The 23,461-nt window shown below is 69.1% G+C and carries 33 protein-coding genes and 1 pseudogene; 2 read left to right on the forward strand and 32 right to left on the reverse strand.

Annotation, left to right across the window (positions count from 1 at the left end):
• Positions 1-170 precede the first annotated feature (170 nt).
• Positions 171-728 carry a hypothetical protein gene (locus ACH01S_RS11640; protein WP_067889191.1) on the forward strand — a complete coding sequence of 186 codons (558 nt, stop codon included), beginning with the start codon at positions 171-173 and terminating at the stop codon, positions 726-728.
• A gap of 165 nt (positions 729-893) precedes the next feature.
• The gene (locus ACH01S_RS11645; protein WP_067889194.1) at positions 894-1,709 is read left to right on the forward strand and encodes a phosphodiesterase; all 816 of its coding nucleotides are present in this window, start codon (positions 894-896) and stop codon (positions 1,707-1,709) included.
• A gap of 37 nt (positions 1,710-1,746) precedes the next feature.
• Here ACH01S_RS11645 and ACH01S_RS11650 read toward each other — a convergent pair whose 3' ends face one another.
• The 32 genes and pseudogenes from ACH01S_RS11650 to ACH01S_RS11805 all read right to left on the reverse strand — a co-directional run bounded on the left by ACH01S_RS11650 (position 1,747) and on the right by ACH01S_RS11805 (position 23,413).
• The gene (locus ACH01S_RS11650) at positions 1,747-2,190 is read right to left on the reverse strand and encodes a DUF1707 SHOCT-like domain-containing protein (RefSeq protein ID WP_067889197.1); all 444 of its coding nucleotides are present in this window, start codon (positions 2,188-2,190) and stop codon (positions 1,747-1,749) included.
• Positions 2,191-2,205: 15 nt separating this feature from the next.
• Positions 2,206-3,042, reverse strand: a complete 837-nt coding sequence (gene map, locus ACH01S_RS11655) for a type I methionyl aminopeptidase (RefSeq protein ID WP_067889200.1) — start codon at positions 3,040-3,042, stop codon at positions 2,206-2,208.
• 6 nt (positions 3,043-3,048) lie between these two features.
• Positions 3,049-3,699: an adenylate kinase gene (locus ACH01S_RS11660; RefSeq protein ID WP_067889203.1), complete on the reverse strand. Its 651-nt coding sequence runs from the start codon at positions 3,697-3,699 to the stop codon at positions 3,049-3,051.
• A complete protein-coding gene (gene secY / locus ACH01S_RS11665; RefSeq protein ID WP_083980615.1) occupies positions 3,699-4,994 on the reverse strand; it encodes a preprotein translocase subunit SecY in 1,296 nt (431 codons plus the stop codon). The genes ACH01S_RS11660 and secY overlap by 1 nt, the downstream gene beginning before the upstream one ends.
• Positions 4,995-5,224: 230 nt before the next feature.
• Positions 5,225-5,707, reverse strand: coding sequence for a 50S ribosomal protein L15 (rplO, locus tag ACH01S_RS11670; RefSeq protein ID WP_067889208.1), 483 nt, complete (start codon positions 5,705-5,707; stop codon positions 5,225-5,227).
• 1 nt (position 5,708) lies between these two features.
• Positions 5,709-5,891: a 50S ribosomal protein L30 gene (rpmD, locus tag ACH01S_RS11675; protein ID WP_067889211.1), complete on the reverse strand. Its 183-nt coding sequence runs from the start codon at positions 5,889-5,891 to the stop codon at positions 5,709-5,711.
• The gene (gene rpsE / locus ACH01S_RS11680; protein ID WP_021596721.1) at positions 5,888-6,508 is read right to left on the reverse strand and encodes a 30S ribosomal protein S5; all 621 of its coding nucleotides are present in this window, start codon (positions 6,506-6,508) and stop codon (positions 5,888-5,890) included. The genes rpmD and rpsE overlap by 4 nt, the downstream gene beginning before the upstream one ends.
• A gap of 79 nt (positions 6,509-6,587) precedes the next feature.
• Positions 6,588-6,974, reverse strand: a complete 387-nt coding sequence (gene rplR, locus ACH01S_RS11685; RefSeq protein ID WP_067889214.1) for a 50S ribosomal protein L18 — start codon at positions 6,972-6,974, stop codon at positions 6,588-6,590.
• Between the two features lie 2 nt (positions 6,975-6,976).
• A complete protein-coding gene (rplF, locus tag ACH01S_RS11690; protein ID WP_067889217.1) occupies positions 6,977-7,513 on the reverse strand; it encodes a 50S ribosomal protein L6 in 537 nt (178 codons plus the stop codon).
• Positions 7,514-7,527: 14 nt separating this feature from the next.
• Positions 7,528-7,926, reverse strand: a complete 399-nt coding sequence (rpsH, locus tag ACH01S_RS11695; protein ID WP_067889220.1) for a 30S ribosomal protein S8 — start codon at positions 7,924-7,926, stop codon at positions 7,528-7,530.
• A gap of 159 nt (positions 7,927-8,085) precedes the next feature.
• A complete protein-coding gene (locus ACH01S_RS11700; protein ID WP_067889223.1) occupies positions 8,086-8,271 on the reverse strand; it encodes a type Z 30S ribosomal protein S14 in 186 nt (61 codons plus the stop codon).
• 4 nt (positions 8,272-8,275) lie between these two features.
• Positions 8,276-8,851 (reverse strand): 50S ribosomal protein L5, encoded by a 576-nt coding sequence (gene rplE / locus ACH01S_RS11705; RefSeq protein ID WP_067889226.1) that lies wholly within the window; start codon positions 8,849-8,851, stop codon positions 8,276-8,278.
• A gap of 136 nt (positions 8,852-8,987) precedes the next feature.
• Positions 8,988-9,275, reverse strand: a pseudogene (rplX, locus tag ACH01S_RS11710) (50S ribosomal protein L24); the annotation flags it as partial.
• Positions 9,275-9,643, reverse strand: coding sequence for a 50S ribosomal protein L14 (gene rplN, locus ACH01S_RS11715; RefSeq protein ID WP_021596728.1), 369 nt, complete (start codon positions 9,641-9,643; stop codon positions 9,275-9,277). The gene rplN and the pseudogene rplX, both read right to left, overlap by 1 nt.
• 77 nt (positions 9,644-9,720) lie before the next feature.
• Positions 9,721-9,993 (reverse strand): 30S ribosomal protein S17, encoded by a 273-nt coding sequence (gene rpsQ, locus ACH01S_RS11720; protein ID WP_067889229.1) that lies wholly within the window; start codon positions 9,991-9,993, stop codon positions 9,721-9,723.
• Positions 9,990-10,226, reverse strand: a complete 237-nt coding sequence (rpmC, locus tag ACH01S_RS11725; RefSeq protein ID WP_067889232.1) for a 50S ribosomal protein L29 — start codon at positions 10,224-10,226, stop codon at positions 9,990-9,992. The genes rpsQ and rpmC overlap by 4 nt, the downstream gene beginning before the upstream one ends.
• Positions 10,226-10,645 carry a 50S ribosomal protein L16 gene (rplP, locus tag ACH01S_RS11730; protein WP_067889235.1) on the reverse strand — a complete coding sequence of 140 codons (420 nt, stop codon included), beginning with the start codon at positions 10,643-10,645 and terminating at the stop codon, positions 10,226-10,228. The genes rpmC and rplP overlap by 1 nt, the downstream gene beginning before the upstream one ends.
• 7 nt (positions 10,646-10,652) lie before the next feature.
• Positions 10,653-11,510: a 30S ribosomal protein S3 gene (gene rpsC, locus ACH01S_RS11735; protein WP_067889238.1), complete on the reverse strand. Its 858-nt coding sequence runs from the start codon at positions 11,508-11,510 to the stop codon at positions 10,653-10,655.
• A complete protein-coding gene (gene rplV, locus ACH01S_RS11740) occupies positions 11,510-11,893 on the reverse strand; it encodes a 50S ribosomal protein L22 (protein ID WP_067889241.1) in 384 nt (127 codons plus the stop codon). Before rplV ends, rpsC begins: the two co-directional genes overlap by 1 nt.
• A gap of 26 nt (positions 11,894-11,919) precedes the next feature.
• Positions 11,920-12,201, reverse strand: coding sequence for a 30S ribosomal protein S19 (gene rpsS / locus ACH01S_RS11745; protein ID WP_067889244.1), 282 nt, complete (start codon positions 12,199-12,201; stop codon positions 11,920-11,922).
• 12 nt (positions 12,202-12,213) lie between these two features.
• On the reverse strand, positions 12,214-13,047 hold the full coding sequence (rplB, locus tag ACH01S_RS11750; RefSeq protein ID WP_067889247.1) for a 50S ribosomal protein L2: 834 nt from the start codon (positions 13,045-13,047) through the stop codon (positions 12,214-12,216).
• Positions 13,048-13,091: 44 nt separating this feature from the next.
• Entirely contained in the window at positions 13,092-13,391 is a 300-nt protein-coding gene (gene rplW, locus ACH01S_RS11755) for a 50S ribosomal protein L23 (RefSeq protein WP_067889250.1), read from the reverse strand.
• A 10-nt stretch (positions 13,392-13,401) separates the two neighbouring features.
• Positions 13,402-14,004, reverse strand: a complete 603-nt coding sequence (gene rplD, locus ACH01S_RS11760; protein WP_067889253.1) for a 50S ribosomal protein L4 — start codon at positions 14,002-14,004, stop codon at positions 13,402-13,404.
• Complete coding sequence (gene rplC / locus ACH01S_RS11765; RefSeq protein WP_067889263.1) at positions 14,001-14,651, reverse strand: 50S ribosomal protein L3; 651 nt, start codon at positions 14,649-14,651, stop codon at positions 14,001-14,003. Before rplC ends, rplD begins: the two co-directional genes overlap by 4 nt.
• Positions 14,652-14,665: 14 nt before the next feature.
• The gene (gene rpsJ, locus ACH01S_RS11770) at positions 14,666-14,974 is read right to left on the reverse strand and encodes a 30S ribosomal protein S10 (RefSeq protein ID WP_018657599.1); all 309 of its coding nucleotides are present in this window, start codon (positions 14,972-14,974) and stop codon (positions 14,666-14,668) included.
• A gap of 100 nt (positions 14,975-15,074) precedes the next feature.
• Positions 15,075-16,268 carry an elongation factor Tu gene (gene tuf, locus ACH01S_RS11775; protein ID WP_067889266.1) on the reverse strand — a complete coding sequence of 398 codons (1,194 nt, stop codon included), beginning with the start codon at positions 16,266-16,268 and terminating at the stop codon, positions 15,075-15,077.
• An 89-nt stretch (positions 16,269-16,357) separates the two neighbouring features.
• The gene (gene fusA / locus ACH01S_RS11780; protein WP_067889269.1) at positions 16,358-18,469 is read right to left on the reverse strand and encodes an elongation factor G; all 2,112 of its coding nucleotides are present in this window, start codon (positions 18,467-18,469) and stop codon (positions 16,358-16,360) included.
• 40 nt (positions 18,470-18,509) lie between these two features.
• Positions 18,510-18,980 (reverse strand): 30S ribosomal protein S7, encoded by a 471-nt coding sequence (gene rpsG / locus ACH01S_RS11785; protein ID WP_067889272.1) that lies wholly within the window; start codon positions 18,978-18,980, stop codon positions 18,510-18,512.
• On the reverse strand, positions 18,980-19,354 hold the full coding sequence (rpsL, locus tag ACH01S_RS11790; protein WP_067889275.1) for a 30S ribosomal protein S12: 375 nt from the start codon (positions 19,352-19,354) through the stop codon (positions 18,980-18,982). Before rpsL ends, rpsG begins: the two co-directional genes overlap by 1 nt.
• Before the next feature lie 616 nt (positions 19,355-19,970).
• Entirely contained in the window at positions 19,971-21,602 is a 1,632-nt protein-coding gene (locus tag ACH01S_RS44390; RefSeq protein ID WP_067889279.1) for a hypothetical protein, read from the reverse strand.
• Positions 21,603-21,870: 268 nt separating this feature from the next.
• Positions 21,871-22,851 carry an aldo/keto reductase gene (locus tag ACH01S_RS11800; RefSeq protein ID WP_067889281.1) on the reverse strand — a complete coding sequence of 327 codons (981 nt, stop codon included), beginning with the start codon at positions 22,849-22,851 and terminating at the stop codon, positions 21,871-21,873.
• Positions 22,852-23,134: 283 nt separating this feature from the next.
• Positions 23,135-23,413, reverse strand: a complete 279-nt coding sequence (locus ACH01S_RS11805) for a hypothetical protein (RefSeq protein ID WP_148344102.1) — start codon at positions 23,411-23,413, stop codon at positions 23,135-23,137.
• Positions 23,414-23,461: the final 48 nt, after the last annotated feature.

Below are 23,461 nucleotides of genomic sequence, written 5' to 3' on the forward strand. Positions count from 1 at the left end.
CAGGAAGGGGAATCGAGCGGTCGACGACGGACCGACAAGGGAGTCTACGTCAACCGGGCGTCCAATGCGAAATCAGCGCATGACACGGCACCGGAGACCGCTCCCGAGCCAAGCATACATCGCCAGCGCGTTGTACCTTTCGGGGAGAGATACGTCGGAGGAGGGTCAGCATGCCGAGCTATGACTTCGCGCTGATCCTCAGCCGTCCCCTCTACGAGGACGAGCTCGACCCGCTGTTCGACCGCACCAACGGGGCGGTCACCGTCTCGATCATCAGCGAGCCGCAGCACGCGGAGCGGCCGGGCAACGCCTCCTGCTCCTGGACGGGCCGCACCCTCGCCGTCGCGATCATGGAAGTGGTGGAGCACGTCGAGGCCAGCGCGCCCGGCCTGCACGTCCTCCAGGTCGAGGCCGACCCGCTGCTCACCATCCGCGACATCGCCGAACGCGTCGGCCGCTCCCTCGACTCCGTCCGGCACGCGATCACCGGCGCGCGCGGCGCGGCGGGCTTCCCGTCGTCGGAGATGTCGAGCGCCGGGCACCGGCTGTGGCGCTGGTCCAAGGTCGCCGCCTACTACGGCCTCGACGACCCGCAGCTCGTCGAGGCGAAGCCGACCGTCCAGGCGATCAACGGGTGGCTCGCGCTGCGCGACGTCGTCCCCGACGTCGCCCCCGCGCCCGAGGAGGTCACCTCGGCGCTCTCGCTGGTGATCCCCCACGTCGCCTGAGCCGACCCGCCCGCCTGACACGCCCGGCTGACCCGCCCGGGCGGACCGGCCGGGGGCCGGGTCGACAGTGCGGGCGCGCGGGCGCGAAGATCGTCCCGGCGCCCGGGCCGGGGGGTGTCCGGACCTGGGACGCCGTGGTGTGCTTGGGCTAGGGGAGAGGGATCGATGGCGATCATCGCGCAACTGAGCGACATCCACCTGGCGGCCGGACGGGACGGCGAGGTGGACGACGGCTCGGGCCCGGTGCGCGCGCTGCGCGCCGCCGTGTCCAGCCTGCTGTCGCTGCCCGCGCGACCGGACGCCGTCGTCCTCACCGGCGACCTCGCCGACGCCGGCAAGCCCGCCGAGTACGCCCGGCTGCACGCGCTGCTGTCCCCGCTGCCCATGGCCGTCTACCCGATGTGCGGCAACCACGACGACCGCGACGAGATGCGCCGGGCGTTCAAGGACCACCCGGTGATCGCCGCGACCGGGACGTCGGCGCGGGCGCCCGTCCAGTACGCCGTCGACGTCGCGGGCGTCCGGCTCGTCTGCTGCGACACCACCGTGGACGGCCACGCCCACGGCCACCTCAGCGAGGAGCGGCTCGCCTGGCTGGACGCCGTCCTGCGCGACGCGCCCGACACGCCGACCGTCGTCGCCACGCACCATCCGCCGTTCCCCATCGGCATGCGGTTCATCGACGACCTGCGGTTCGTCGACCCGGCCGGGTTCGCGTCGGTGATCTCCCGGCATCCGCAGGTGGTGCGGGTGATCTCCGGGCACGTCCACCGCGCCTCGGTCGGGTCGCTCGCCGGGACGGTCAGCACCACCTGCCCGAGCACCTACCGGCAGCTCTTCCTCGACCTCACCAAGCAGGGGCGCGCCGCCGTCACCGGGGAACCCGCCGGGTTCGCCATCCACTTGATCGGCACGGACGGCACCGCCACCACGCACTTCGCGCCGACCGGCAACTACCGCCCGCTGATGGACGTGGAGTGAAGGCGGGTCAGCGGTCCCCCGCTCAGTAGTCCCCCGCTCAGTAGTCCCGGCGGCCGCCGAGGACCGTCCGGATGAGCAGAAGCGCGCCCCACGGGCCCGCGACCCACACCCACCACGGGTACACCATCCCGGACGACACCACGATGATCAGCCAGATCGCCAGGTTCAGCCCGCTGATCGCGGCCCACGCCGCCCACATCTGCGGCACCCGGCGCGGTTCGAGGTCGCGGGACGGCGGCCGCGCCACCGACGCCGTGCTCTTCGGCTGCGACGCCGGGACGGGAAGCTGGTACAGGTCCTCCTCCGGCAGGTCGGAGGTGACCTCCTGAAGCTGCCCGAGGGTCTTCGCGTCGTACACGGCCTCAAGCCGCTCCTGCAGCTCGTCCATGCTGATGCGGCCCTCGGCGCAGTGCTCCCGCAGGCTCTCCGCCACCCGGTCGCGGTCGGCGTCCGACGCCCGGATGTCAGGGTTCGGCGCCATCGCTACCTCCGCTCCTCAGGACGTGACGTTTCCTTCATTCTCCGCGACGCGGAGCCTTTCCAGCCACTCCCGGCCCTCGTCAAGGGCGGTGAGGACGCGCGGGCCGTCCTCCGTCACCGCGAACGTGTGCTCGAAATGCGCCGAGACGCTGCGGTCGACGCTGACGACCGTCCAGCCGTCGTCCAGCTCGGCGGTGTCCTTGGCGCCGAGGTTGACCATCGGCTCGACCGCGAAGCACATCCCCGGCCGCAGCACGGGCCCGTGCCCTGCCGGGCCGTGGTTCGGGATCAGCGGGTCCATGTGCATCTCGGTCCCGATGCCGTGCCCGCCGTACCCCTCAACGATGCCGTAGGGGCCCTGAGAGCGGATGTAAGCCTCGATCGCGTGCGACATGTCCGAGAGTCTGGCCCCGGCGGTTCCGGCCGCCAGGCCGTGCCACAGGGACGCCTCGGTCACCTCCAGGAGCCGCCGCCGCTCGGCGGTGATCTCCCCCACCGGGACGGTGATCGCCGCGTCGCCGTGCCAGCCCTCGACGATCGCCCCGCAGTCGATGGAGATGACGTCGCCGTCCCGCAGCACCTTGTCCGGGCGCGGGATGCCGTGGACGATCTCCTCGTTGATCGACGCGCAGATCGTCCCGGTGAAGCCGTAGTAGCCCTTGAAGGACGGGACGCCGCCGTTGTCGCGGATGTGCCGCTCGGCCAGCGTGTCGAGGTCGAGGGTGCTGATCCCGGGTTTCACGGCGTCGCGCAGGAGCTCCAGCGTGCGGCCGACCAGCAGGCCCGCCGCACGCATCAGCTCGATCTGCTCCGCGGTCTTCATCTGGATCGCGGGCTTGCGGCCTCTGAACATGTCCCGTCAGTCTTCGAGCGGGCGGAGCGCCGACAGCGCGCGCTTCGTGACCTCTTCGACAGGCCCGGTGGCGTCGATGCCGACGAGGATGCCCTCGTCCGCGTAGAACTGCACCAGCGGCGCCGTGTCGTGCTGGTACACCTCCAGGCGATGCATGACGACCTCTTCCTTGTCGTCGTCGCGCTGGAACAGGTGCCCGCCGCAGTCGTCGCAGATGTCGTCCTGCTTGTCGTCGAAGTCGACGTGCCAGATCCGGCCGCAGCGGTCACACGTGCGGCGGCCGGAGAGGCGGCGGACGACCTCGTCCTCGTCCACGACCAGTTCGAGGACGATGTCGAGGCGGGTGCTCCACTCGGCGAGGATCTTCTTCAGCGTCTCCGCCTGCGGGACGTTGCGGGGGAAGCCGTCCAGCAGGAACCCGTCGCGGGCGTCGTCCTCGCCGAGCCGGTCGCGGACCATGGCGATCGTGACCTCGTCCGGGACGAGGTCGCCGCGGTCCATGTACTGCTTCGCCTGCCGGCCGAGCTCCGTGCCCCCGCTCACGTTGGCGCGGAAGATGTCACCTGTCGAGATCTTCGGGACGGACAGATGAGACGCGATGAACTGGGCCTGTGTCCCCTTGCCCGCACCCGGGGGGCCCACCAGGACGATACGCACTACCGGAGGAAGCCCTCGTAGTTGCGCTGCTGGAGCTGACTCTCGATCTGCTTCACGGTATCCAGTCCGACGCCGACGATGATGAGGATGCTCGTGCCGCCGAAGGGGAAGTCCTGGCTCGCGTTCAGGAGTGCGAACGCGACCATCGGGATCAGCGACACCAGCCCCAGGTACAGCGCACCGGGTGTGGTGATCCGAGTCAGCACGAAGTCGAGGTATTCGGCGGTCGGCCGACCAGGACGGATACCTGGGATGAATCCACCATACTTCTTCATGTTGTCGGCCACTTCAGTGGGGTTGAACGTGATCGCCACGTAGAAGTAGGTGAAGAAGATGATGAAGACGAAGAAGATCGCCATGTGCCAGGCGTTGTCCTGCTGGAGGTAGGGCTGGACCTTCTGCAGCCACTTCGTGTTCGGCCACAGCTGGGTCGCCAGCACCGGTAGGTAGAGCAGCGACGACGCGAAGATGATCGGGATGATGCCGGCCTGGTTGACCTTCAGCGGGATGTAGGTCGAGGTGCCGCCGTACATGCGCCGTCCGACCATCCGCTTGGCGTACTGGACGGGGATCCGGCGCTGCGCCTGCTCGACGAACACGACGCCCGCCATGATCGCGAGGCCGACGATGAGGACCAGGGCGAAGACGAAGCCGTTCTTGGACTTGTAGATGCTCCAGAACTGGGCGGGGAACACCGCGACGACCTGGGTGAAGATCAGGATCGACATGCCGTTGCCGACGCCGCGGTCGGTGACCAGCTCGCCCAGCCACATGATGACCGTCGTGCCCGCCACCATGCAGATCACCATGGTGATGATCGGGAAGATGCCGGTGTCGTAGAGGATGTCGCCGCTGCCGGACACGCTCTGGAAGAGCTGCCCGGTGCTCGCCATCGCGACGATGCCGGTCGCCTGGAGGATCGCGAGCCCGACCGTCAGGTAGCGGGTGTACTGGGTGATCTTCGTGGTGCCCGCCTGGCCCTCCTTCTTCAGGGCCTCAAGCCGCGGGATCACCACCGTGAGCAACTGAAGGATGATGCTCGCCGTGATGTACGGCATGATGCCCAGCGCGAAGATCGAGAGCTTCAGCAGCGCCCCGCCGCTGAACAGGTCGACGAGCCCGTAGAGCTGGTTGCTCTTCTTGGCCGCGTCCGCGGTCTCCTTCAACACCTCCACGTTGACGTTCGGCGTCGGCATGATCGAACCGAGCCGGAACACCAAGATCATGAACAGCGTGAAGAACAGTTTCTTACGCAGGTCAGGCGTACGAAAAGCCCGTGCGAACGCGGTCAGCACCATTCCTCCTGCGTGACTGGCGAGTTCATGGCCGCCGAGGGCCGGTTAACAAACTCCATGAGTTCGGGCGGAGGATACCGGGTGAGAGGTGGGAGTGTGCAATCTCACGCGAACACCTTCGCCGCAGTGACTCTAACAGCAGATGCGACCGGGGCCGCCCCACGCGACCCCGCGGCCTCTCGGCCCCGGGGGTCTCGCGAGCGCGGCCCCGGCATCGGAAGTGATCCTTTTTACAGCTCGTCGGCGGTTCCACCGGCCGCGGCGATCTTCTCCTTCGCGGATCCGGAAAAAGCGTGAGCCTTCACCCGAACCGCGACAGAGATCTCGCCGGTGCCGAGGACCTTGACCGGACGGCCGCGGCGCACCGCGCCCCGGGCCGCCAGGTCGTCCGCCGTGACGTCGCCGCCCTCGGGGTAGAGCGCGGCGAGCTTGTCCAGGTTTACGACCTGGTACTCGACCCGGTTCGGGTTCTTGAAGCCCTTCAGCTTCGGAACCCGGCGGATCAGCGGCATCTGGCCGCCCTCGAAGCCGACGGGCACGGTGCCGCGGGCCTTCGTGCCCTTGGTGCCGCGTCCCGCCGTCTTGCCCTTGGACGCCTCGCCGCGGCCCTTGCGGGTCTTCTTGCGGTTGGCGCCGGGAGCCGGACGCAGGTCGTGCACCTTCAGCGGAGTGCCCTCCGCCTCCGGGGCGTCCTGCTTGGAGAGATCAGCCATCTCAGTCGACCTCCTCGACGGTGACGAGGTGCGCCACCGTCCGGATCATGCCGAGCACCTCGGGGCGGTCCTCGCGGACCACGCTCTGCCCGATCTTCTTCAGGCCGAGGGTGCGCAGCGTGTCACGCTGGTTCTGCTTCTCGCTGATCACGGACTTCGTCTGCGTGATCCTGAGCTGGCTCATGACGCCGCCGCCTCCGCCCTGGGCTCGCTGCCCGCGGCGCGGGCCCGCAGCATCGCGGCCGGGGCGACGTCCTCGATCGGCAGGCCGCGCTTGGCCGCGATCTCCTCCGGACGCTTCAGCGCCTTCAGCCCCGCGATCGTCGCGTGCACGATGTTGATCGCGTTGTCGCTGCCCAGCGACTTGCTCAGCACGTCGTGGATGCCCGCGCACTCCAGCACCGCGCGCACCGGGCCACCCGCGATCACGCCGGTGCCGGGGCTCGCCGGACGCAGCAGGACCTCGCCCGCCGCGTCCCGCGCCTGCACCAGGTGCGGGATGGTGCCCTGGATCCGCGGCACCTTGAAGAAGTGCTTCTTGGCCTCCTCGACGCCCTTGGCGATCGCCGCGGGCACCTCCTTGGCCTTGCCGTAGCCGACGCCGACGGTGCCGTTTCCGTCACCGACGATCACCAGGGCGGTGAAGCTGAAGCGACGCCCGCCCTTGACGACCTTGGCGACACGGTTGATCGCCACGACCTTCTCGATGTACGACTGGCCCTTGTCGGCGCCACCGCGGCGGTCGTCGCGGCGGTCGCGACGGTCGCCACCCTGACCGCCTCCACGCCTCTGCGCTGCCATCAGTGGTTCCTCTCGTTCATCAGCGACGCGCGCGAAGCACGTCCCTTGATGGTGGTGGGTGGGGGCTGGTGGACGGTCATCAGAGCTTCAGGCCCCCCTCGCGGGCGCCGTCCGCTACGGCGGCGATGCGCCCGTGGTACTTGTTGCCGCCGCGGTCGAACACGACCGCCGACACGCCGGCCCGCTTCGCCCGCTCGGCGACGAGCTCGCCGACCTTGCGGGACTTCGCGGTCTTGTCGCCGGAGTCGGCGCGCAGGTCGGCCTCCATCGTCGACGCGCTGGCCAGCGTGTGGCCCTTGTCGTCGTCGATGACCTGGACGAACACGTGCCGGGTGGACCGGGTCACGACCAGGCGGGGACGCTCGGCGGTGCCGAGGACCCTCTTGCGGACCCGCAGGTGCCGGCGCTTGCGGGACTTGGCCCGCGCCGACGTGGCCTTGCCGGCCAGGGTCTTCGTGCCTGCCATGACTACTTACCAGCCTTTCCGACCTTGCGGCGGATCTGCTCGCCCTCGTACCGCACGCCCTTGCCCTTGTACGGGTCGGGCTTGCGCAGCTTGCGGATGTTCGCGGCGACCTCGCCGACCTTCTGCTTGTCGATGCCCTCGACGACGAGCTGGGTCGGCCGCTCCACCGTGAAGTTGATGCCCTCGGGCGGCTCGACGACGATCGGGTGGCTGTACCCGAGCGAGAACTCCAGGTTCTTGCCCTTGGCCACCACGCGGTAACCGACGCCCTGGATCACCAGGGTCTTCTTGTAGCCCTCGGTCACGCCGACGACCATGTTGTTGATCAGCGTCCGGGTGAGCCCGTGCAGGCCCCGGACCTTGTTGAGGTCGTTCGGCCGGGTGACGACGATCGAGCCGTCCTCCTGCTTGACCTCGATGGGGTCGGCGACGGTGTGCGACAGCGTGCCCTTCGGCCCCTTGACGACGACCTCACGGCCGTCGAGGGTGACCTCGACACCGCCGGGCACGGTGATGGGGCTGCGTCCGATTCGAGACATTGGTCAGAACCCCCTCACCACACGTAGGCGAGGACTTCGCCGCCCACGCCGCGCTTGCCCGCCTGCCGGTCCGTCATCAGCCCGGAGGACGTCGAGATGATCGCGACGCCCAGGCCGCCGAGGACCTTCGGCAGGTTGTCCTTCTTCGCGTACACGCGCAGACCCGGCTTCGAGACGCGCTTGATGCCGGCGATCGAACGCTCCCGGGTCGGCCCGAACTTGAGCTCGATCATGAGCTCCTTGCCGACCTTGGCGTCCTGCACGCTCCAGCCCGAGATGTAGCCCTCCTGCTGGAGGATCTCGGCGATGTGCGCCTTGATCTTCGAGTACGGCATCGCCACGGAGTCGTGGTAAGCCGAATTCGCGTTCCGCAGACGCGTCAGCATGTCTGCGATCGGGTCGGTCATCGTCATGGCCTACTGGCCCTCCCTCGCCACGGTTTCCTCGGTCCGCTCGGCCCGTGGACCTTTGGCGCGGTCATGGGCATCCGGTGCCGGATGCCCGGTCGGTCATTACTGGCCGGTGCCGCGTCCCGGGGGCTGCGCCGCGCGGCACGGCCCCGGGACGGCGGTTCACCAGCTCGACTTCGTGATGCCGGGCAGCTCGCCGCGGTGCGCCATCTCCCGGAAGCAGATCCGGCACAGGCCGAACTTCCGGTAGACGGAACGCGGACGGCCGCAGCGCGAGCATCGAGTGTACGCGCGCACGCCGAACTTCGGCTTCCGCGCGGCCTTGGCGATCATCGACTTCTTCGCCATGCGCTCAGTTCTCCTTGAAGGGGAAGCCCAGGTGCTTGAGCAGCGCCCGGCCCTCCTCGTCGGTCTTCGCGGTCGTGACGACCGTGATGTCCATGCCCCGCTGCCGGTCGACCTTGTCGGGGTCCACCTCGTGGAACATGACCTGCTCGGTCAGCCCGAACGTGTAGTTGCCGTTGCCGTCGAACTGCTTCGGCGACAGGCCGCGGAAGTCGCGGATGCGGGGCAGCGCCGTGGCGAGCAGCCGGTCGAGGAACTCCCACATGCGGTCGCCGCGCAGCGTCGCGTGCGCGCCGATCGGCATGCCCTCGCGCAGCTTGAACTGCGCGATGGACTTGCGGGCCCGGTTCACGGCCGGCTTCTGGCCGGTGATCAGCGACAGGTCGCGGATCGCGCCCTCGATGAGCTTGGCGTCCTTCGCCGCGTCGCCGACGCCCATGTTGACCACGATCTTGGTCAGCGTGGGGATCTGCATCACGTTGGCGTAGCCGAACTGCTCGCGCATCGCGCCCGCGATCTCCTCGCGGTAGCGGACCTTGAGCCTCGGCGTCGGGACGGGACGCTCGGTCACGGTCTCAGTCATCGGAAGCGGGCTCCTTCGCGGCCTCGGCGGCCTCGTCGCCGTCGGCCGCCGCGGCGGGCTCTTCCGCCTTCGCGGACTTGGCGGACGACTTGGCCTTGCTCGCCTTGCCGGACGACTTGGCCCGGCTCTTGTGCGGACGCGTGACCCGGACCTTGTTGCCGTCCTCGTCGAACTCGTAGCCGATCCGGACCGGCACGCCGTTCTCGGCCAGCGCGACGTTGCTGACGTGCAGCGGCGCCTCGACCGTGACGCGGCCGCTCTCCTTGCCGGCCCGCTGCTGGTCGGCCTTGATGTTCTTGGTGATGAGGTTGACGCCCTCGACGACGACCCGGTCCTCGCGCGGGATGACGCGCAGGACCTTGCCGGTCGCGCCCCGGTCCTTGCCGGCCAGGACGATCACCTCGTCGCCCTTGCGGATCTTCATCAGAGCACCTCCGGCGCGAGCGAGATGATGCGCATGAACTTCTTCTCGCGCAGTTCGCGGCCCACCGGGCCGAAGATTCGGGTGCCCCGGGGGTCTCCGCCGTCCTTGATCAGGACGGCGGCGTTCTCGTCGAAGCGGATGTAGGAGCCGTCCGGACGCCGGCGCTCCTTGCGGGTGCGCACGACGACCGCCTTGACGACGTCACCCTTCTTCACGCCCGCGCCGGGAAGGGCGTCCTTCACCGTCGCGACGATGATGTCGCCGACTCCCGCGTAGCGCCGACCCGAGCCGCCGAGAACGCGGATGCAAAGGATCTCCTTGGCACCCGTGTTGTCGGCGACTTTGAGTCGCGACTCCTGCTGGATCACGTTGACTCCTGTTCGTCACACCGGTTCTGATCGCGTTGGCTCACGGCCGCGGGCGATCAGCCTGGTGGAACCGGTAATTACTTGGCCTTCTCAAGGATCTCGACCACGCGCCACCGCTTGGTGGCGGACAGCGGCCGGGTCTCCATGAGACGGACGCGGTCGCCGACGCCACACTCGTTGGCCTCGTCGTGCGCCTTGTAGTTCTTCGTGCGGCGGATCACCTTGTGGTACTTCGCGTGCTTCACACGGTCCTCGACGGACACGACGACGGTCTTGTCCATCTTGTCGCTGACCACGAGGCCCTCAAGGATCTTGCGGCTGCTCCGCGCCGCGGTCTGCTGCTCGGTCATTCGCTCTCCTCGGCGTCCTCGGCCGTGACGATGCCGAGCTCGCGCTCCTGCATCACCGTGTAGATGCGGGCGATCTCCTTCTTCACGGCGCGCAGCCGCCCGTGGCTCTCAAGCTGGCCGGTGGCGGCCTGGAAGCGCAGGTTGAACAGCTCCTCCTTCGCCTCCTTCAGCTTGGTGACCAGGACGTCCTGGGGCTCGGTCCGCAGGTCGTCGGCGGTAAGACCCTTGGCCATCAGGACTCACCCACCTCTCGCTTCACGATCTTGCACTTCATCGGCAGCTTGTGGATCGCGCGCGTGAGGGCCTCCCGAGCGACCTGCTCGTTCGGGTAGGAGATCTCGAACAGCACGCGGCCCGGCTTGATGTTGGCCACCCACCACTCGACCGAGCCCTTGCCGGAGCCCATGCGGGTCTCGGCGGGCTTCTTGGTCAGCGGACGGTCCGGGAAGATGTTGATCCACACCTTGCCGCCGCGCTTGATGTGGCGGGTCATCGCGATACGCGCGGCCTCGATCTGCCGGTTGGTCACGTACGCGCTCTCGATGGCCTGGATGCCGTACTCGCCGAAAGCCACCCGCGTGCCGCCCTTGGCCATGCCACGGCGCTTCGGGTGGTGCTGCTTGCGGTGCTTGACCTTGCGAGGGATCAGCATCGGTTACTCAGCTCCCCTCACCCTGCGGAGCAGCCTCGGCCGCCGGGGCCTGCTGCTCGGAACCCTGCTGCTGCTTCTGCTCGCCGCCGCCGCGGCCACCGCGCTCACCGCGCTCGCCGCCGCCGCCACGGCCACCGCGACCGCCACGGCCGCCGCCGCCGCGGCGCTCGCCGCGCCGCTCCCGGCCGCCGCCGCCCGCGGCGCGCTGCTGCGCGGCCTGCTGCTCCCGCTCGGCGCGGGTCTGCGCGGCCTCGCCCTTGTAGATCCACACCTTGACGCCGATGCGGCCGAACGTCGTCCGGGCCTCGTAGAAGCCGTAGTCGATGTCGGCGCGCAGCGTGTGCAGCGGGACCTGGCCCTCGCGGTAGAACTCCGACCGCGACATCTCGGCGCCGCCGAGGCGGCCGCCGCACTGCACCTTGATGCCCTTGGCGCCCGACTTCATCGCGGACTGGATCGCCTTGCGCATGGCGCGGCGGAACGCGACGCGGCTGGACAGCTGCTCGGCCACGCCCTGCGCGACGAGCTGCGCGTCGATCTCGGGGTTCTTGACCTCAAGGATGTTCAGCCGGACCTGCTTGCCGGTCAGCTTCTCCAGGTCGCCGCGCAGGCGCTCGGCCTCCGCGCCGCGGCGGCCGATGACGATGCCCGGCCGGGCGGTGTGGATGTTGACCTCGACGCGGTCACGGGTGCGCTCGATCTCCACCTTGGAGATGCCCGCCCGGTCCATGCCCTTCTGCAGCATGCGCCGGATCTGGACGTCTTCCTTGACGTAGTCCTTGTAGAGCTTGTCGGCGAACCACACGCTCTTGTGGTCGGTGGTGATGCCGAGCCGGAACCCGTGCGGGTTGATCTTCTGACCCACTAGCGGGCCCTCCTCGTCTTCCGACCGCCACCGGACGCGGAGGCGGCTTCGTCCCGCGACTCCACGACAACGGTGATGTGGCTCGTGCGCTTGTTGATGCGGTAAGCCCGGCCCTGGGCGCGGGGACGGAACCGCTTGAGCGTCGGTCCCTCGTCCACCCACGCGCGGCTCACGACGAGCGTGTCCGAGTCGAGCTTGAAGTTGTGCTCGGCGTTGGCGATGGCGCTCGCCAGCACCTTGCCCACCGGCTCACTCGCTGCCTGGGGGGCGAACCGCAGCACCGCCTGAGCCTCCGCGGCGGAAAGGCCGCGGATGAGGTCCACCACGCGGCGGGCCTTCCTGGGCGTGACGCGGATGAACCGCGCCTGGGCCCTGGCTTCCATCGCTGTTCCCTCTCTGCTCTGCCTGGTCAGCCGCGACGGCTGCGGCGGTCTTCCTTGACGTGGCTGCGGAACGTCCGCGTCGGCGCGAACTCGCCGAGCTTGTGCCCCACCATGGCGTCGGTGATGAACACCGGGACGTGCTTGCGGCCGTCGTGCACGGCGATCGTGTGACCGATCATGTCCGGCACGATCATGGAGCGCCGCGACCACGTCTTGATGACGTTCTTGGTCCCCTTCTCGTTCTGGGCGTCCACCTTCTTCATGAGGTGGTCGTCCACGAAGGGGCCCTTCTTGAGGCTACGTGGCATGACGAGCGTCTCCTACCGCTTCTTCTTGCTGCGACGACGGACGATGAGCCGGTCGCTCGGCTTGTTCGCCTTGCGGGTGCGGCCTTCCTTCTTGCCGGCCGGGTTCACCGGGTGCCGACCACCGGAGGTCTTGCCCTCACCACCACCGTGCGGGTGGTCGATCGGGTTCATGGCCACACCGCGGACGGTCGGGCGCTTGCCCTTCCACCGCATGCGTCCGGCCTTGCCCCAGTTGATGTTGGACTGCTCGGCGTTGCCGACCTCGCCGACCGTCGCGCGGCAGCGCACGTCCACCATCCGCATCTCGCCGGACGGCATGCGCAGCGTCGCGTACTTGCCTTCCTTGGCCAGCAGCTGGACGCCCGCGCCCGCGCTGCGGGCGATCTTGGCGCCGCCGCCGGGCCGCAGCTCGATGGCGTGGATGACCGTACCGGTCGGGATGTTGCGCAGCGGCAGGCAGTTGCCCGGCTTGATGTCCGCGCTCGGCCCGTTCTCCACCCGGTCGCCCTGCTTGAGGCCGCGGGGGGCGAGGATGTAGCGCTTCTCGCCGTCCACGTAGTGCAGCAGCGCGATCCGCGCGGTGCGGTTCGGGTCGTACTCGATGTGCGCGACCTTCGCCGGGACGCCGTCCTTGTCGTGCCGGCGGAAGTCGATCACGCGGTAGGCGCGCTTGTGCCCGCCGCCCTGGTGCCGGGTCGTGATGCGGCCGTGGTTGTTGCGGCCGCCCTTCTTGGGGAGCGGACGCAGCAGCGACTTCTCCGGCTCGCTGCGCGTGATCTCGACGAAGTCGGCCACGCTGGAGCCGCGACGCCCGGGAGTCGTCGGCTTGTAGTTACGGATGCCCATCTTTTTCGTTCATCCCTTGTCAGTCTTCGGGACGACCCGGCTTGTTAGGCCGTGCCGCCGAAGATGTCGATCCGCTCGCCCTCGGCCAGGCTGACGATGGCGCGCTTGGTGTCCTTGCGCTTGCCGTAGCCGAACCGGGTGCGCTTGCGCTTGCCCTGCCGGTTGAGGGTGTTCACGTTCGTCACCTTGACGCCGAACACCTTCTCGACCGCCTGCTTGATCTGGGTCTTGTTGGCGTCCGGGCGCACGATGAACGTGTACTTGTTCTCGTCCAGCAGCCCGTAGCTCTTCTCCGAGACGACCGGCGCGATGATGATGTCGCGGGGGTCGGCGATCTTGTTCATTCGACCCTCCTTACTTCTTCGCCGCGCGCGAGATGAACTCGTCGTACGCCGTCTTCGTGAAGACGACGTCGTCGTTCACCAGCACGTCGTAGGTGTTGAGCTGGTCGGAGACGAGCACGTGCACGCTCGGCTCGTTGCGCAGGCTCTTCCAGGTCACGTCGTCCTCGCGGTCCAGGACCACGAGCACGCGCTTGGCCTCGGTGACCTCGCGCAGGGCCTTCAGCGCCGCCTTCGTCTTCGGGGTGTCGCCCTCGACCAGGCCGTCGACCACGTGCACGCGGCCGTACCGGGCGCGGTCGGACAGCGCGCCGCGCAGCGCGGCGGCCTTCATCTTCTTCGGCGTCCGCTGCGAGTAGTCGCGCGGCTGCGGGCCGTGGACGGCGCCGCCGCCCGCGAACTGGGGCGCGCGGGTCGAGCCCTGGCGGGCGCGTCCGGTGCCCTTCTGCCGGTACGGCTTCTTGCCGCCGCCGCGCACGTCGCCGCGCGTCTTCGTGGCGTGCGTGCCCTGCCGGGCCGCGGCCAGCTGGGCCACCACGACCTGGTGGATCAGCGGCACGCTGGTCTTCGCGTCGAAGACCTCCGCGGGCAGGTCGATGTCGAGCTTCGTCGTCACTTGCCCGTCCCCTTCACTGCGTCGCGGACCAGCACCACGCCGCCGTTGGGACCGGGAACCGCGCCCTTGATCAGCAGCAGGTTCTTCTCCGCGTCGACGGCGTGGACGGTCAGGTTCTGCACGGTGGTGCGGGCGTTGCCGTGCCGTCCCGCCATGCGGAGGCCCTTGAAGACGCGACCGGGGGTCGCGCAGCCGCCGATCGACCCCGGGGAGCGGTGCTTGCGCTGGGTGCCGTGCGAGGCGCCGAGGCCCTTGAACCCGTGGCGCTTCATGACACCCGCGGTGCCCTTGCCCTTGCTCGTGCCGGTCACGTCGATCTTCTGGCCGGCCTCGAAGACGCTGGCGGTGATCTCCTGGCCGAGTTCGTACCCGGTGGTGTCGTCCGCCCGCAGTTCGACGAGGTAGCGGCGCGGCGTCACGCCGGCCTTCTCGAAGTGACCCGTGCGCGGCTTGTTCACCTTGCGCGGGTCGATCTGCCCGAACCCGATCTGGACGGCGCTGTAGCCGTCCTTCTCCTGGCTCTTGAGCTGGGTCACGACACACGGCCCGGCCTGGACGACGGTCACCGGGACGATCCGGCCCTCATCGTCGAAGACCTGGGTCATGCCGAGCTTCTCGCCCAGGACGCCCTTCCTCTGCGTACTCATTGTCGGTGCGTCCCTCAGAGCTTGATCTCGATGTCAACGCCGGCCGGAAGGTCGAGCCGCATCAGCGAGTCGACCGTCTTGGGCGTCGGGTCGATGATGTCGATCAACCGCTTGTGCGTGCGCATCTCGAAGTGCTCGCGGCTGTCCTTGTACTTGTGCGGCGAGCGGATGACGCAGTACACGTTCTTCTCGGTCGGCAGCGGCACCGGGCCCGCGACCTTGGCGCCCGTCCGCGTCACCGTCTCAACGATCTTCTTCGCGGAGGTGTCGATGACCTCGTGGTCGTAGGCCTTGAGCCGGATGCGGATCTTCTGTCCCGCCATGGTGGCCTCGGTGTCCTTTGCTGTAGTGCCGCTGTTTACTTCGGTTCATGGAAGCGGCGGCCCGGCGTTGGCGGCCGGGCCGCCGCTCTCATGAGGGGTGTTACTTGATGACCTTGGTGACGCGACCGGAGCCGACCGTCCGGCCACCCTCGCGGATGGCGAACTTCAGGCCCTCCTCCATGGCGACGGGCTGGATCAGCTCGACGCGCATCTCGGTGTTGTCGCTCGGCATGACCATCTCGGTGCCCTCGGGGAGGTTCACCACGCCGGTGACGTCCGTGGTCCGGAAGTAGAACTGCGGACGGTAGTTGTTGAAGAACGGCGTGTGGCGGCCGCCCTCGTCCTTGGACAGGATGTAGACCTGAGCCTCGAACTCGGTGTGCGGGGTCGTGGTGCCCGGCTTGATGACACACTGGCCGCGCTCCACCTCCTCGCGCTTGACACCGCGCAGCAGCAGGCCGACGTTGTCGCCCGCCTGGCCCTGGTCGAGCAGCTTGCGGAACATCTCGACGCCGGTGACGGTGGTCGTCGTCTTCTCCGGCTTGATGCCGATGATGTCGACGGTCTCGTTGACGTTCACGACGCCGCGCTCGACGCGGCCGGTCACGACGGTGCCGCGGCCGGTGATCGAGAAGACGTCCTCGATCGGCATCAGGAACGGCTTGTCGACGTCGCGGACCGGCTCCGGCACGTTCTCGTCGACGGCGTCCATGAGCTCGCCGATCGAGGCGGCCCACTTCTCGTCGCCCTGCAGGGCCTGGAACGCGGAGACGCGGATGACCGGGACGTCGTCGCCCGGGAACTCGTACTCGGTGAGCAGCTCGCGGACCTCAAGCTCGACGAGCTCCAGGATCTCCTCGTCGTCCACCATGTCGCACTTGTTCAGCGCGACGACGATGTAGGGGACGCCGACCTGGCGGGCCAGGAGCACGTGCTCCTTGGTCTGCGGCATCGGGCCGTCGGTGGCGGCGACCACCAGGATCGCGCCGTCCATCTGCGCGGCGCCGGTGATCATGTTCTTGATGTAGTCGGCGTGCCCCGGGCAGTCGACGTGCGCGTAGTGCCGGGCCTCGGTCTGGTACTCGACGTGCGCGATCGAAATGGTGATGCCGCGCTCGCGCTCCTCCGGCGCCTTGTCGATCTCGTCGAACGGCGTGAAGGGGTTGAGGTCCGGGTACTTGTCGTGGAGCACCTTGGTGATCGCCGCGGTAAGCGTGGTCTTACCGTGGTCGATGTGTCCGATGGTGCCGATGTTCACGTGCGGCTTGGTCCGCTCGAACTTGGCCTTCGCCACTGGTTGCTCCTTGTTGCGATCCTCGGCCGCCTTGACGACCGCTTCGATGTAGGTCTGGTGATCTGACTACGGCCTAGCCAGGGCTTTGGCTATTCGCCCCGCGCCTTGGCGATGATCTCCTGCGCGACGTTCCCCGGAACCTCGGCGTAGGAGTCGAACTGCATCGTGAAGACAGCCCGGCCCTGGGTCTTGCTGCGCAGATCACCCACGTAGCCGAACATCTCGGACAGGGGCACGAGCGCCTTGATGACGCGCATGCCGTGCCGCTCGTCCATGGACTGGACCTGACCGCGGCGGCTGTTGAGGTCGCCGATCACATCGCCCATGTTGTCCTCGGGCGTGGTGACCTCGACGGACATCATCGGCTCCAGCAGCGTGGGGGTCGCCCGGCGGGCGGCCTCCTTGAACGCCATGGAACCGGCGACCTTGAACGCCATTTCCGACGAGTCGACCTCGTGGTAGGCGCCGTCCTGCAGAGTGACCTTGACGCCCACCATCGGGTAGCCGGCGAGGACACCGAACTCGGCGGCCTCCTGGCAGCCCGCGTCGACCGACGGGATGTACTCCCGCGGGATGCGGCCACCGGTGACCTTGTTCTCGAACTCGTAGCCGTCCGACCCGCCGCCGAGCGGCTCCAGGTCGATGATCACGCGGCCGAACTGGCCGGAGCCACCCGTCTGCTTCTTGTGGGTGTACTCGACCTTCTCGACCTTCTTCGTGATCGTCTCGCGGTAGGCGACCTGCGGCCGGCCGACGTTGGCGTCGACCTTGAACTCGCGCTTCATCCGGTCGACGAGGATCTCCAGGTGGAGCTCGCCCATGCCGGAGATCACGGTCTGCCCGGTCTCCTCGTCCGTGCGGACCTGGAAGGACGGGTCCTCCTCGGCGAGCCGCTGGATGGCGGTGCCGAGCTTCTGCTGGTCGGCCTTGGTCTTCGGCTCGATCGCGACGTGGATGACCGGCGCCGGGAAGTTCATCGACTCAAGGACGATCGGGTCCTTGTCGTCGCAGAGCGTCTCACCGGTGGTGGTCTGCTTGAGGCCCATGACCGCGACGATGTCGCCCGCGCCCGCGCGCTCGATCTCGGTGCGCTTGTTGGCGTGCATCCGGTAGATCTTGCCGATGCGCTCCTTGCGCTCCTTGACGGAGTTCATCACGCTCGCGCCGGACTCCATGACGCCCGAGTAGACGCGCACGAAGGTCAGCTTGCCGAGGTGCGGGTCGCTCATGATCTTGAACGCCAGCGCGGAGAACGGCTCCTCCTCGCTCGGCTTGCGGGAGAGCACCTTCTCCTCGTCGCGGACGGCGTGGCCCTCGATGGCCTCGACGTCCAGCGGCGACGGCAGGTAGCGGACGATCGCGTCCAGCAGCGGCTGCACGCCCTTGTTCTTGAAGGCCGTGCCGCACAGCACCGGAGTGAGCTTCGCGGCGATCGTCGCGCGGCGGATGCCCGCGTGGAGCTGCTCCGCGGTGGGCTCGTCGCCCTCCAGGTACAGCTCCATGATCTCGTCGTCGTTCTCGGCGAGGGTCTCGACCAGCTTGTCGTGCCACTCGCGGGCGGCCTCGACGTGCGTCTCGGGGATGTCGAGCGTGTCGTACATCTCGCCGAGCTTGGCCTCCTCGTTCCAGACGAGGGCCTTCATCGTGACGAGGTCGATCACGCCCTTGAAGTCGGCCTCGGCGCCGATCGGAAGCTGCAGCGCGAGCGGCGTCGCGTTGAGACGGTTCTCGATCATGTCGACGCAGCGGTGGAACTCCGCGCCGACCCGGTCGAGCTTGTTGACGAAGCACATGCGCGGCACGCCGTACCGGTCGGCCTGCCGCCACACCGTCTCGGACTGGGGCTCCACCCCGGCGACCCCGTCGAACACCGCGACAGCGCCGTCGAGCACCCGCAGGTTGCGCTCCACCTCGACGGTGAAGTCGACGTGACCCGGGGTGTCGATGATGTTGATCGTGTGCTTGACCTCGTCGACGGGCCACTCGCAGGTGGTGGCGGCGGAGGTGATGGTGATCCCCCGCTCCTGCTCCTGCTCCATCCAGTCCATGGTGGCGGCGCCGTCGTGGACCTCGCCGATCTTGTAGCTCATCCCCGTGTAGTACAGGATGCGCTCGGTCGTCGTGGTCTTGCCCGCGTCGATATGGGCCATGATCCCGATGTTGCGGACCTTGGCTAGGTCTACACCGGTTTTGGTAGCCACTTTCGTCCTCGCGTCGTCTCGTCGTTGCAGTTCGCCGGGGTTACCAGCGGTAGTGGGCGAATGCCTTGTTGGACTCCGCCATCTTGTGGGTGTCCTCGCGCTTCTTCACCGACGCGCCGAGGCCGTTGCTCGCGTCGAGCAGCTCGTTCATCAGCCGCTCGGTCATGGTCTTCTCGCGGCGCTGCCGGGCGTAGAGCACCAGCCAGCGCAGGGCGAGCGTGGTGCTGCGGGCCGGCCGCACCTCGACGGGGACCTGGTAGGTCGCGCCGCCGACGCGGCGGCTGCGGACCTCCAGGGTGGGCTTGACGTTGTCGAGCGCGCGCTTCAGCGTGACGACCGGGTCGTTGCCGGTCTTCTCGCGGGCGCCCTCCAGGGCGTCGTAGACGATGGTCTGCGCGATGGAGCGCTTACCGTCCAGGAGAACCTTGTTGATGAGCGCGGTGACGAGCGGCGAGTTGTACACCGGGTCAGCGATCAGCTGGCGCTTGCCAGCGGGGCCCTTGCGCGGCATCAGCCCTTCTCCTTCTTCGCGCCGTAGTGGCTGCGGCCTTGCTTGCGGTTCCGGACGCCCTGGGTGTCCAGCGTGCCGCGAATGATCTTGTACCGAACGCCCGGGAGGTCCTTCACACGGCCGCCGCGGACGAGCACGATCGAGTGCTCCTGCAGGTTGTGGCCGACGCCGGGGATGTAGGCCGTGACCTCGATCCCGCTCGACAGCCGGACACGGGCGACCTTGCGAAGCGCCGAGTTCGGCTTCTTGGGCGTCGTCGTGTAGACGCGCGTGCAGACACCCCGGCGCTGGGGGCTGCCCTTGAGCGCGGGCGTCTTGTTCTTGGTCACCTTGTCCTGGCGGCCCTTGCGGACCAGCTGCTGGATCGTGGGCACCGCGTCTCCGTCTTCCTCGTACCGAGCCGGTAAGTCTTATTGCTGCAATCACCACCTCAGGCGAGGCTGTGACCTGCCGGTTTCCCGACCTCTCCGACCCACGCGGTCGGGCGTGTCGCCGCCCCACGGAAATACACCCGCGAGATTCCGACACAGACCGCCCGGCCCGTAGCAGGGCCGAATCAAGCCGGGGAGTCGAGCCCCTTTCGCCCCGCGCGGCCGACGGCCCGAGAACACTCGCGGCCACCGTGCCCGCCGAAGGCGGAACGGACTCATCCGATGCGGCGCTGGAGCCGGACCTGACGGCCTCGCCGACGCGCACGCACAGCGGCCCGCACACAGCGGGCACAAGTGAGAAGGTTACCGAGCCCCGAGCCAAAGTGCAAAATCCAGAACGCACTACCGCGCGGGCGCCTTCCGGCGCAAGCCCGCGGGCCCGGTGGGTCGGTCGAGAGGTCGCGGGAGGCGCTTCCTCCCTTGACGGTGAACGGCCTGGTGCCGACGGATGTTCCCGAAGGAACGACCCGTCGGCATTGTGTCCCAGGTCCCCGCGTTTGGGGAAGAGTTGGACCAGGTTTTACGCCGTTCCGGCCGTGGTGTGCGTCACCACACCCTCTTACCGGAGGAAGGCGATGTAGACCACCACGATGACGACGATGAGGGCGATGATGCCGCCGACGACGAGCATGAGCGTGTTCCTGCCGCCCTTGCCCTCGTCGGCGCCGGACCCGGCCCCATAGGTCTGCGGCTGACCGTACTGGCCCTGCTGCTGACCATATTGACCGGGCTGGCCATACTGCTGCTGCTGGCCGTAGCCCTGCTGGGGCGGGGCCTGCTGCTGGGGCGTCTGCTGCTGCCCATAGCCCTGCTGGCCGTAGGGCTGCTGCTGTTGGCCATAACCCTGCTGGCCGTAGCCCTGCTGGTCCTGTTGACCGTAGCCCTGCTGCTGCTGTTCGGCTTGGCCGTAGCCCTGCTGGTCCTGCTGGCCGTAGCCCTGCTGCTGTTCGGCCTGGCCGTAGCCCTGTTGGCCGTAGCCCTGCTGGCCGCCCTGCTGTTGCTGGGGCTGACCCCACTGCTGCTGGCCGATGTCGAGCCGGGTGTGCTCGGCCAGACCCTGCGGCTCGGCCGCCTGACGCGCGTGGGCGGACGGGTCGAACGCCTCGGTCGGGCGCGCGTCCTCCACACCGCTCTCGCCGTGCGGGCGGTACGGGTCGTCGGGCGCCTGCGCGCCCGGTCCCGCGCCGAAGCCGGACTCGGGCGGGGGCACCATCATCGTCCGCTCGGTGTCGATCTGGCCGCCACCCTGCTGGCCGCCACCGGGCTGGCCGCCGCCGGGCTGGCCGCCGCCGGGCTGGGACGACTCGGGCGACCACGGCTCCGGCGTGGACGGCGTCGTCGGCGTCTGCCACGGCTCGCCCTGGCCGGGTCCGGCGGCCGGGGGGTCCTGCCTGCGCTCGGGGCCGGTCGCGACCGGGATGTCGGTGCCGGGCGACCAGTGCAGCGTCGCCTGGTCGTCCACCACGGGACGCTGCGGCTCGCTCTCCGGCGCGCCGGTGGACGGACCGGGGACGATCATCGTCCGCTCGGTCGCCGCCTCCGGCGGCTCGGGCGGCGCCTGCTCGGCGGTCGCCGCCGCCTCGGGGGGCGGGAACGCGCCGCCCTGCCCGCCGCCGTACTGGGGCTGCCCGTACTGCGGCGGCTGCTGCTCCTGCGGCCCGCCGTGCATGGGCTGCTGCGGGTACGCCGGAGGCTGCTGCCCGTACGGAGCCTGCTCCTGCTGCCCGTAGGGCGACTGCTCGGGCTGGCCGTACGGCGACTGCTCGGGCTGCTGGCCGTACTGCGGCTGCCCCCACTGCTGCTGCTGTTCCGGCGGGGGCGGGAAGCCGCCCGGGCCGGGAGGCGCGCCGTAAGGCAGCTGCCCGGCGGGCGGCTGCCCGTACGGGGCCTGCTCCTGGCCGCCGAACTGGGGCGGGGGCGGCGGCTGCTGCTCGCCGAACTGCTGCAGCGGCTGCTCGACCATCGTCGGGGGCGGCGGAGGCGGCGCGGGGCGCTCCTCCTCCCGCGGCGGCTCCTGCGGGGGCGTCGCGCCACCGGCGGCGGCGCCGCCCAGCTGGGGCGCGCCGAAGACCACGGTGCGGTCGCCCAGGGGGCGCGCGGGCGGCTCCTGCGGCGGCTCCTGCGGCCTGGGCTGACCCTCGTCCTCCGGCACCGGCCGCTGCGGTCCCAGCGTGCCGTCGTTCTCGGTCATCGTCGGGCTCCTTCAGCGCCGTCGTCCCGGGGTTCCTCGGCTCCCGGACGTCCGGAAGCGCGCGGCGCGTAACGCGGCCTCCGGACCTCTGCTCTCGTCCCCCACGTGGCGATCTTGCCGGGCGTGGGCGTTCTCGCACCCAGCCTGCCCCGATCGCCCGTGCTATCGCAAATCACCACCCTGATAGACGCGGGACGCCCCCGGGTCGTTCCGGCCCGGGGGCGTCCGCGCTGGTCGTCGGCTCGGGAACGGTCCCTGAGGGGGACGGTCAGGAGTGGCCGCGCACCGGGTGCGGACGGTAGGGCGCCTCCAGCCGCTCGACCTCCTTCTCGTCCAGTTCCAGGTCGGCGGCGGCCACCGCGTCCTCCACGTGGGTGAGCTTCGTCGCGCCGACGATCGGGGCGGTCACACCGGGACGCCCGAGCAGCCACGCGAGCGCGACCCGCGCCGGGGGCACGCCCCGCTCGGACGCGACCTCGCGCACGGCGTCGACGACGTCGAAGTCGTCATCGGTATAGAGGGTCTCCCCGTAGGCGTCGGTCTGGGACCGGACGGTCTTGCGCTCACCGCCCCGCTCCCTGTTCCCGGCCAGCATCCCCCGGGCAAGCGGACTCCACGGAATGAGCCCCACCCCTTGGTCGATGCAGAGCGGGACCATCTCACGTTCCTCTTCGCGGTAGATGAGGTTGTAGTGGTTCTGCATCGTGACGAACTTCGTCCAGCCGTGGGACTCGGCGACGTGCTGCGCCTTGGCGAACTGCCACGCGTACATGCTGGACGCCCCGATGTACCGCGCCTTGCCCGACTTCACGACATCGTGCAGGGCCTCCATGGTCTCTTCGATGGGGGTCTCGTAGTCCCAGCGGTGGATCTGGTAGAGGTCCACGTGGTCGGTGCCGAGGCGCCGCAGCGAGTCGTCGATGCTCGCCAGGATGTGCTTGCGCGAAAGGCCGCGGTCGTTCGGACCGTCCCCCATGGGGAGGCAGACCTTCGTCGCCAGGACGTAGTCGTCACGCCGGGGGAAGAACTTCGGGAGCAGGCGCCCGGTGATCTCCTCGCTGACGCCGTTGGAGTACACGTCGGCGGTGTCGAAGAAGGTGACGCCCCCTTCGACGGCCCGCCGGACGAGCGGCTCCGCCCCGTCCTCGTCGAGCGTCCACGGCCGCACCGCCGGGTCGCCGTAGCTCATCATCCCCAGGCAGACGCGCGAGACCCTCGTGCCCGTCGTGCCGAGACGTACCTGTTCCATGTGCTGCTCCTCTCACCGCTCTCCACGGTGCAACGCAACACCGGCGATCACCAAACCGATCCGTCCGGTTCGTCCGCCGTCGGGACCTGCCGCAGGACGACGACCCCGACCACGCTCGCCGTCACGGGCAACAGCGCACAGGACGCGCGGCTGAGCCAGGCCGCCATGGCCGACTGGTCGCGTGGGTTAGCCCCGGGATTGGGGGCGGGCATGGAAAGGGGCCCGTCCCCCCCGGACGGGCCCCTTTCGGTTAGCGGAAAGTCTCACGTGCGTCCCAGACGCCTCACTCGAACGTGTGGCACTCCACCACCGCACGCCGTTCGGTCATGCCCTGCTGGACCGCCGAGTTCACACACGCCTGCTGCTTCTTGTTGAGCTGCGGCTCGCCACACTGGGTGACGCTCGAATAGGTGCGGCAGTCCTGGCGCGGCTGCTGTCCGTTCTCGGACGGCGAAGCCGCCACGGCGCTGGCCGTCCCGCCGATCCCGAGGACGGCGACGATCAACGCACCGGTCATGACCCTCTTCATCTGTGCTTCTCCCCCGTCGCGTTCATCGGTCAACGCACGGGTTCCTCCCCGGCCACGCCACCGCAAAACACGGCAAAGAGT

The sequence above is a fragment of the Actinomadura chibensis NBRC 106107 genome, assembly GCF_001552135.1.
GTDB lineage: Bacteria > Actinomycetota > Actinomycetes > Streptosporangiales > Streptosporangiaceae > Spirillospora > Spirillospora chibensis.

Bases quoted from the DNA above. Each gene is read 5' to 3' on its own strand.
- rpsH (WP_067889220.1), bottom strand. From the start codon at position 7,926: ATGACGATGACCGACCCGATCGCAGACATGCTGACGCGTCTGCGGAAC.
- rplE (WP_067889226.1), bottom strand. From the start codon at position 8,851: ATGACTGAGACCGTGACCGAGCGTCCCGTCCCGACGCCGAGGCTCAAG.
- rpsQ (WP_067889229.1), bottom strand. From the start codon at position 9,993: ATGACCGAGCAGCAGACCGCGGCGCGGAGCAGCCGCAAGATCCTTGAG.
- ACH01S_RS11645 (WP_067889194.1), top strand. From the start codon at position 894: ATGGCGATCATCGCGCAACTGAGCGACATCCACCTGGCGGCCGGACGG.
- rplV (WP_067889241.1), bottom strand. From the start codon at position 11,893: ATGGAAGCCAGGGCCCAGGCGCGGTTCATCCGCGTCACGCCCAGGAAG.
- rplO (WP_067889208.1), bottom strand. From the start codon at position 5,707: ATGGCTGATCTCTCCAAGCAGGACGCCCCGGAGGCGGAGGGCACTCCG.
- ACH01S_RS11700 (WP_067889223.1), bottom strand. From the start codon at position 8,271: ATGGCGAAGAAGTCGATGATCGCCAAGGCCGCGCGGAAGCCGAAGTTC.
- rpsJ (WP_018657599.1), bottom strand. From the start codon at position 14,974: ATGGCGGGACAGAAGATCCGCATCCGGCTCAAGGCCTACGACCACGAG.
- rpsE (WP_021596721.1), bottom strand. From the start codon at position 6,508: ATGGCAGCGCAGAGGCGTGGAGGCGGTCAGGGTGGCGACCGTCGCGAC.
- ACH01S_RS11800 (WP_067889281.1), bottom strand. From the start codon at position 22,851: ATGGAACAGGTACGTCTCGGCACGACGGGCACGAGGGTCTCGCGCGTC.
- rplR (WP_067889214.1), bottom strand. From the start codon at position 6,974: ATGGCAGGCACGAAGACCCTGGCCGGCAAGGCCACGTCGGCGCGGGCC.
- ACH01S_RS11640 (WP_067889191.1), top strand. From the start codon at position 171: ATGCCGAGCTATGACTTCGCGCTGATCCTCAGCCGTCCCCTCTACGAG.
- rplW (WP_067889250.1), bottom strand. From the start codon at position 13,391: ATGAACAAGATCGCCGACCCCCGCGACATCATCATCGCGCCGGTCGTC.
- rpmD (WP_067889211.1), bottom strand. From the start codon at position 5,891: ATGAGCCAGCTCAGGATCACGCAGACGAAGTCCGTGATCAGCGAGAAG.
- ACH01S_RS44390 (WP_067889279.1), bottom strand. From the start codon at position 21,602: ATGACCGAGAACGACGGCACGCTGGGACCGCAGCGGCCGGTGCCGGAG.
- rplP (WP_067889235.1), bottom strand. From the start codon at position 10,645: ATGCTGATCCCTCGCAAGGTCAAGCACCGCAAGCAGCACCACCCGAAG.
- rplB (WP_067889247.1), bottom strand. From the start codon at position 13,047: ATGGGCATCCGTAACTACAAGCCGACGACTCCCGGGCGTCGCGGCTCC.
- rpsS (WP_067889244.1), bottom strand. From the start codon at position 12,201: ATGCCACGTAGCCTCAAGAAGGGCCCCTTCGTGGACGACCACCTCATG.
- ACH01S_RS11650 (WP_067889197.1), bottom strand. From the start codon at position 2,190: ATGGCGCCGAACCCTGACATCCGGGCGTCGGACGCCGACCGCGACCGG.
- rpmC (WP_067889232.1), bottom strand. From the start codon at position 10,226: ATGGCCAAGGGTCTTACCGCCGACGACCTGCGGACCGAGCCCCAGGAC.
- map (WP_067889200.1), bottom strand. From the start codon at position 3,042: ATGTTCAGAGGCCGCAAGCCCGCGATCCAGATGAAGACCGCGGAGCAG.
- rpsG (WP_067889272.1), bottom strand. From the start codon at position 18,980: ATGCCGCGCAAGGGCCCCGCTGGCAAGCGCCAGCTGATCGCTGACCCG.
- rplC (WP_067889263.1), bottom strand. From the start codon at position 14,651: ATGAGTACGCAGAGGAAGGGCGTCCTGGGCGAGAAGCTCGGCATGACC.
- rplF (WP_067889217.1), bottom strand. From the start codon at position 7,513: ATGTCTCGAATCGGACGCAGCCCCATCACCGTGCCCGGCGGTGTCGAG.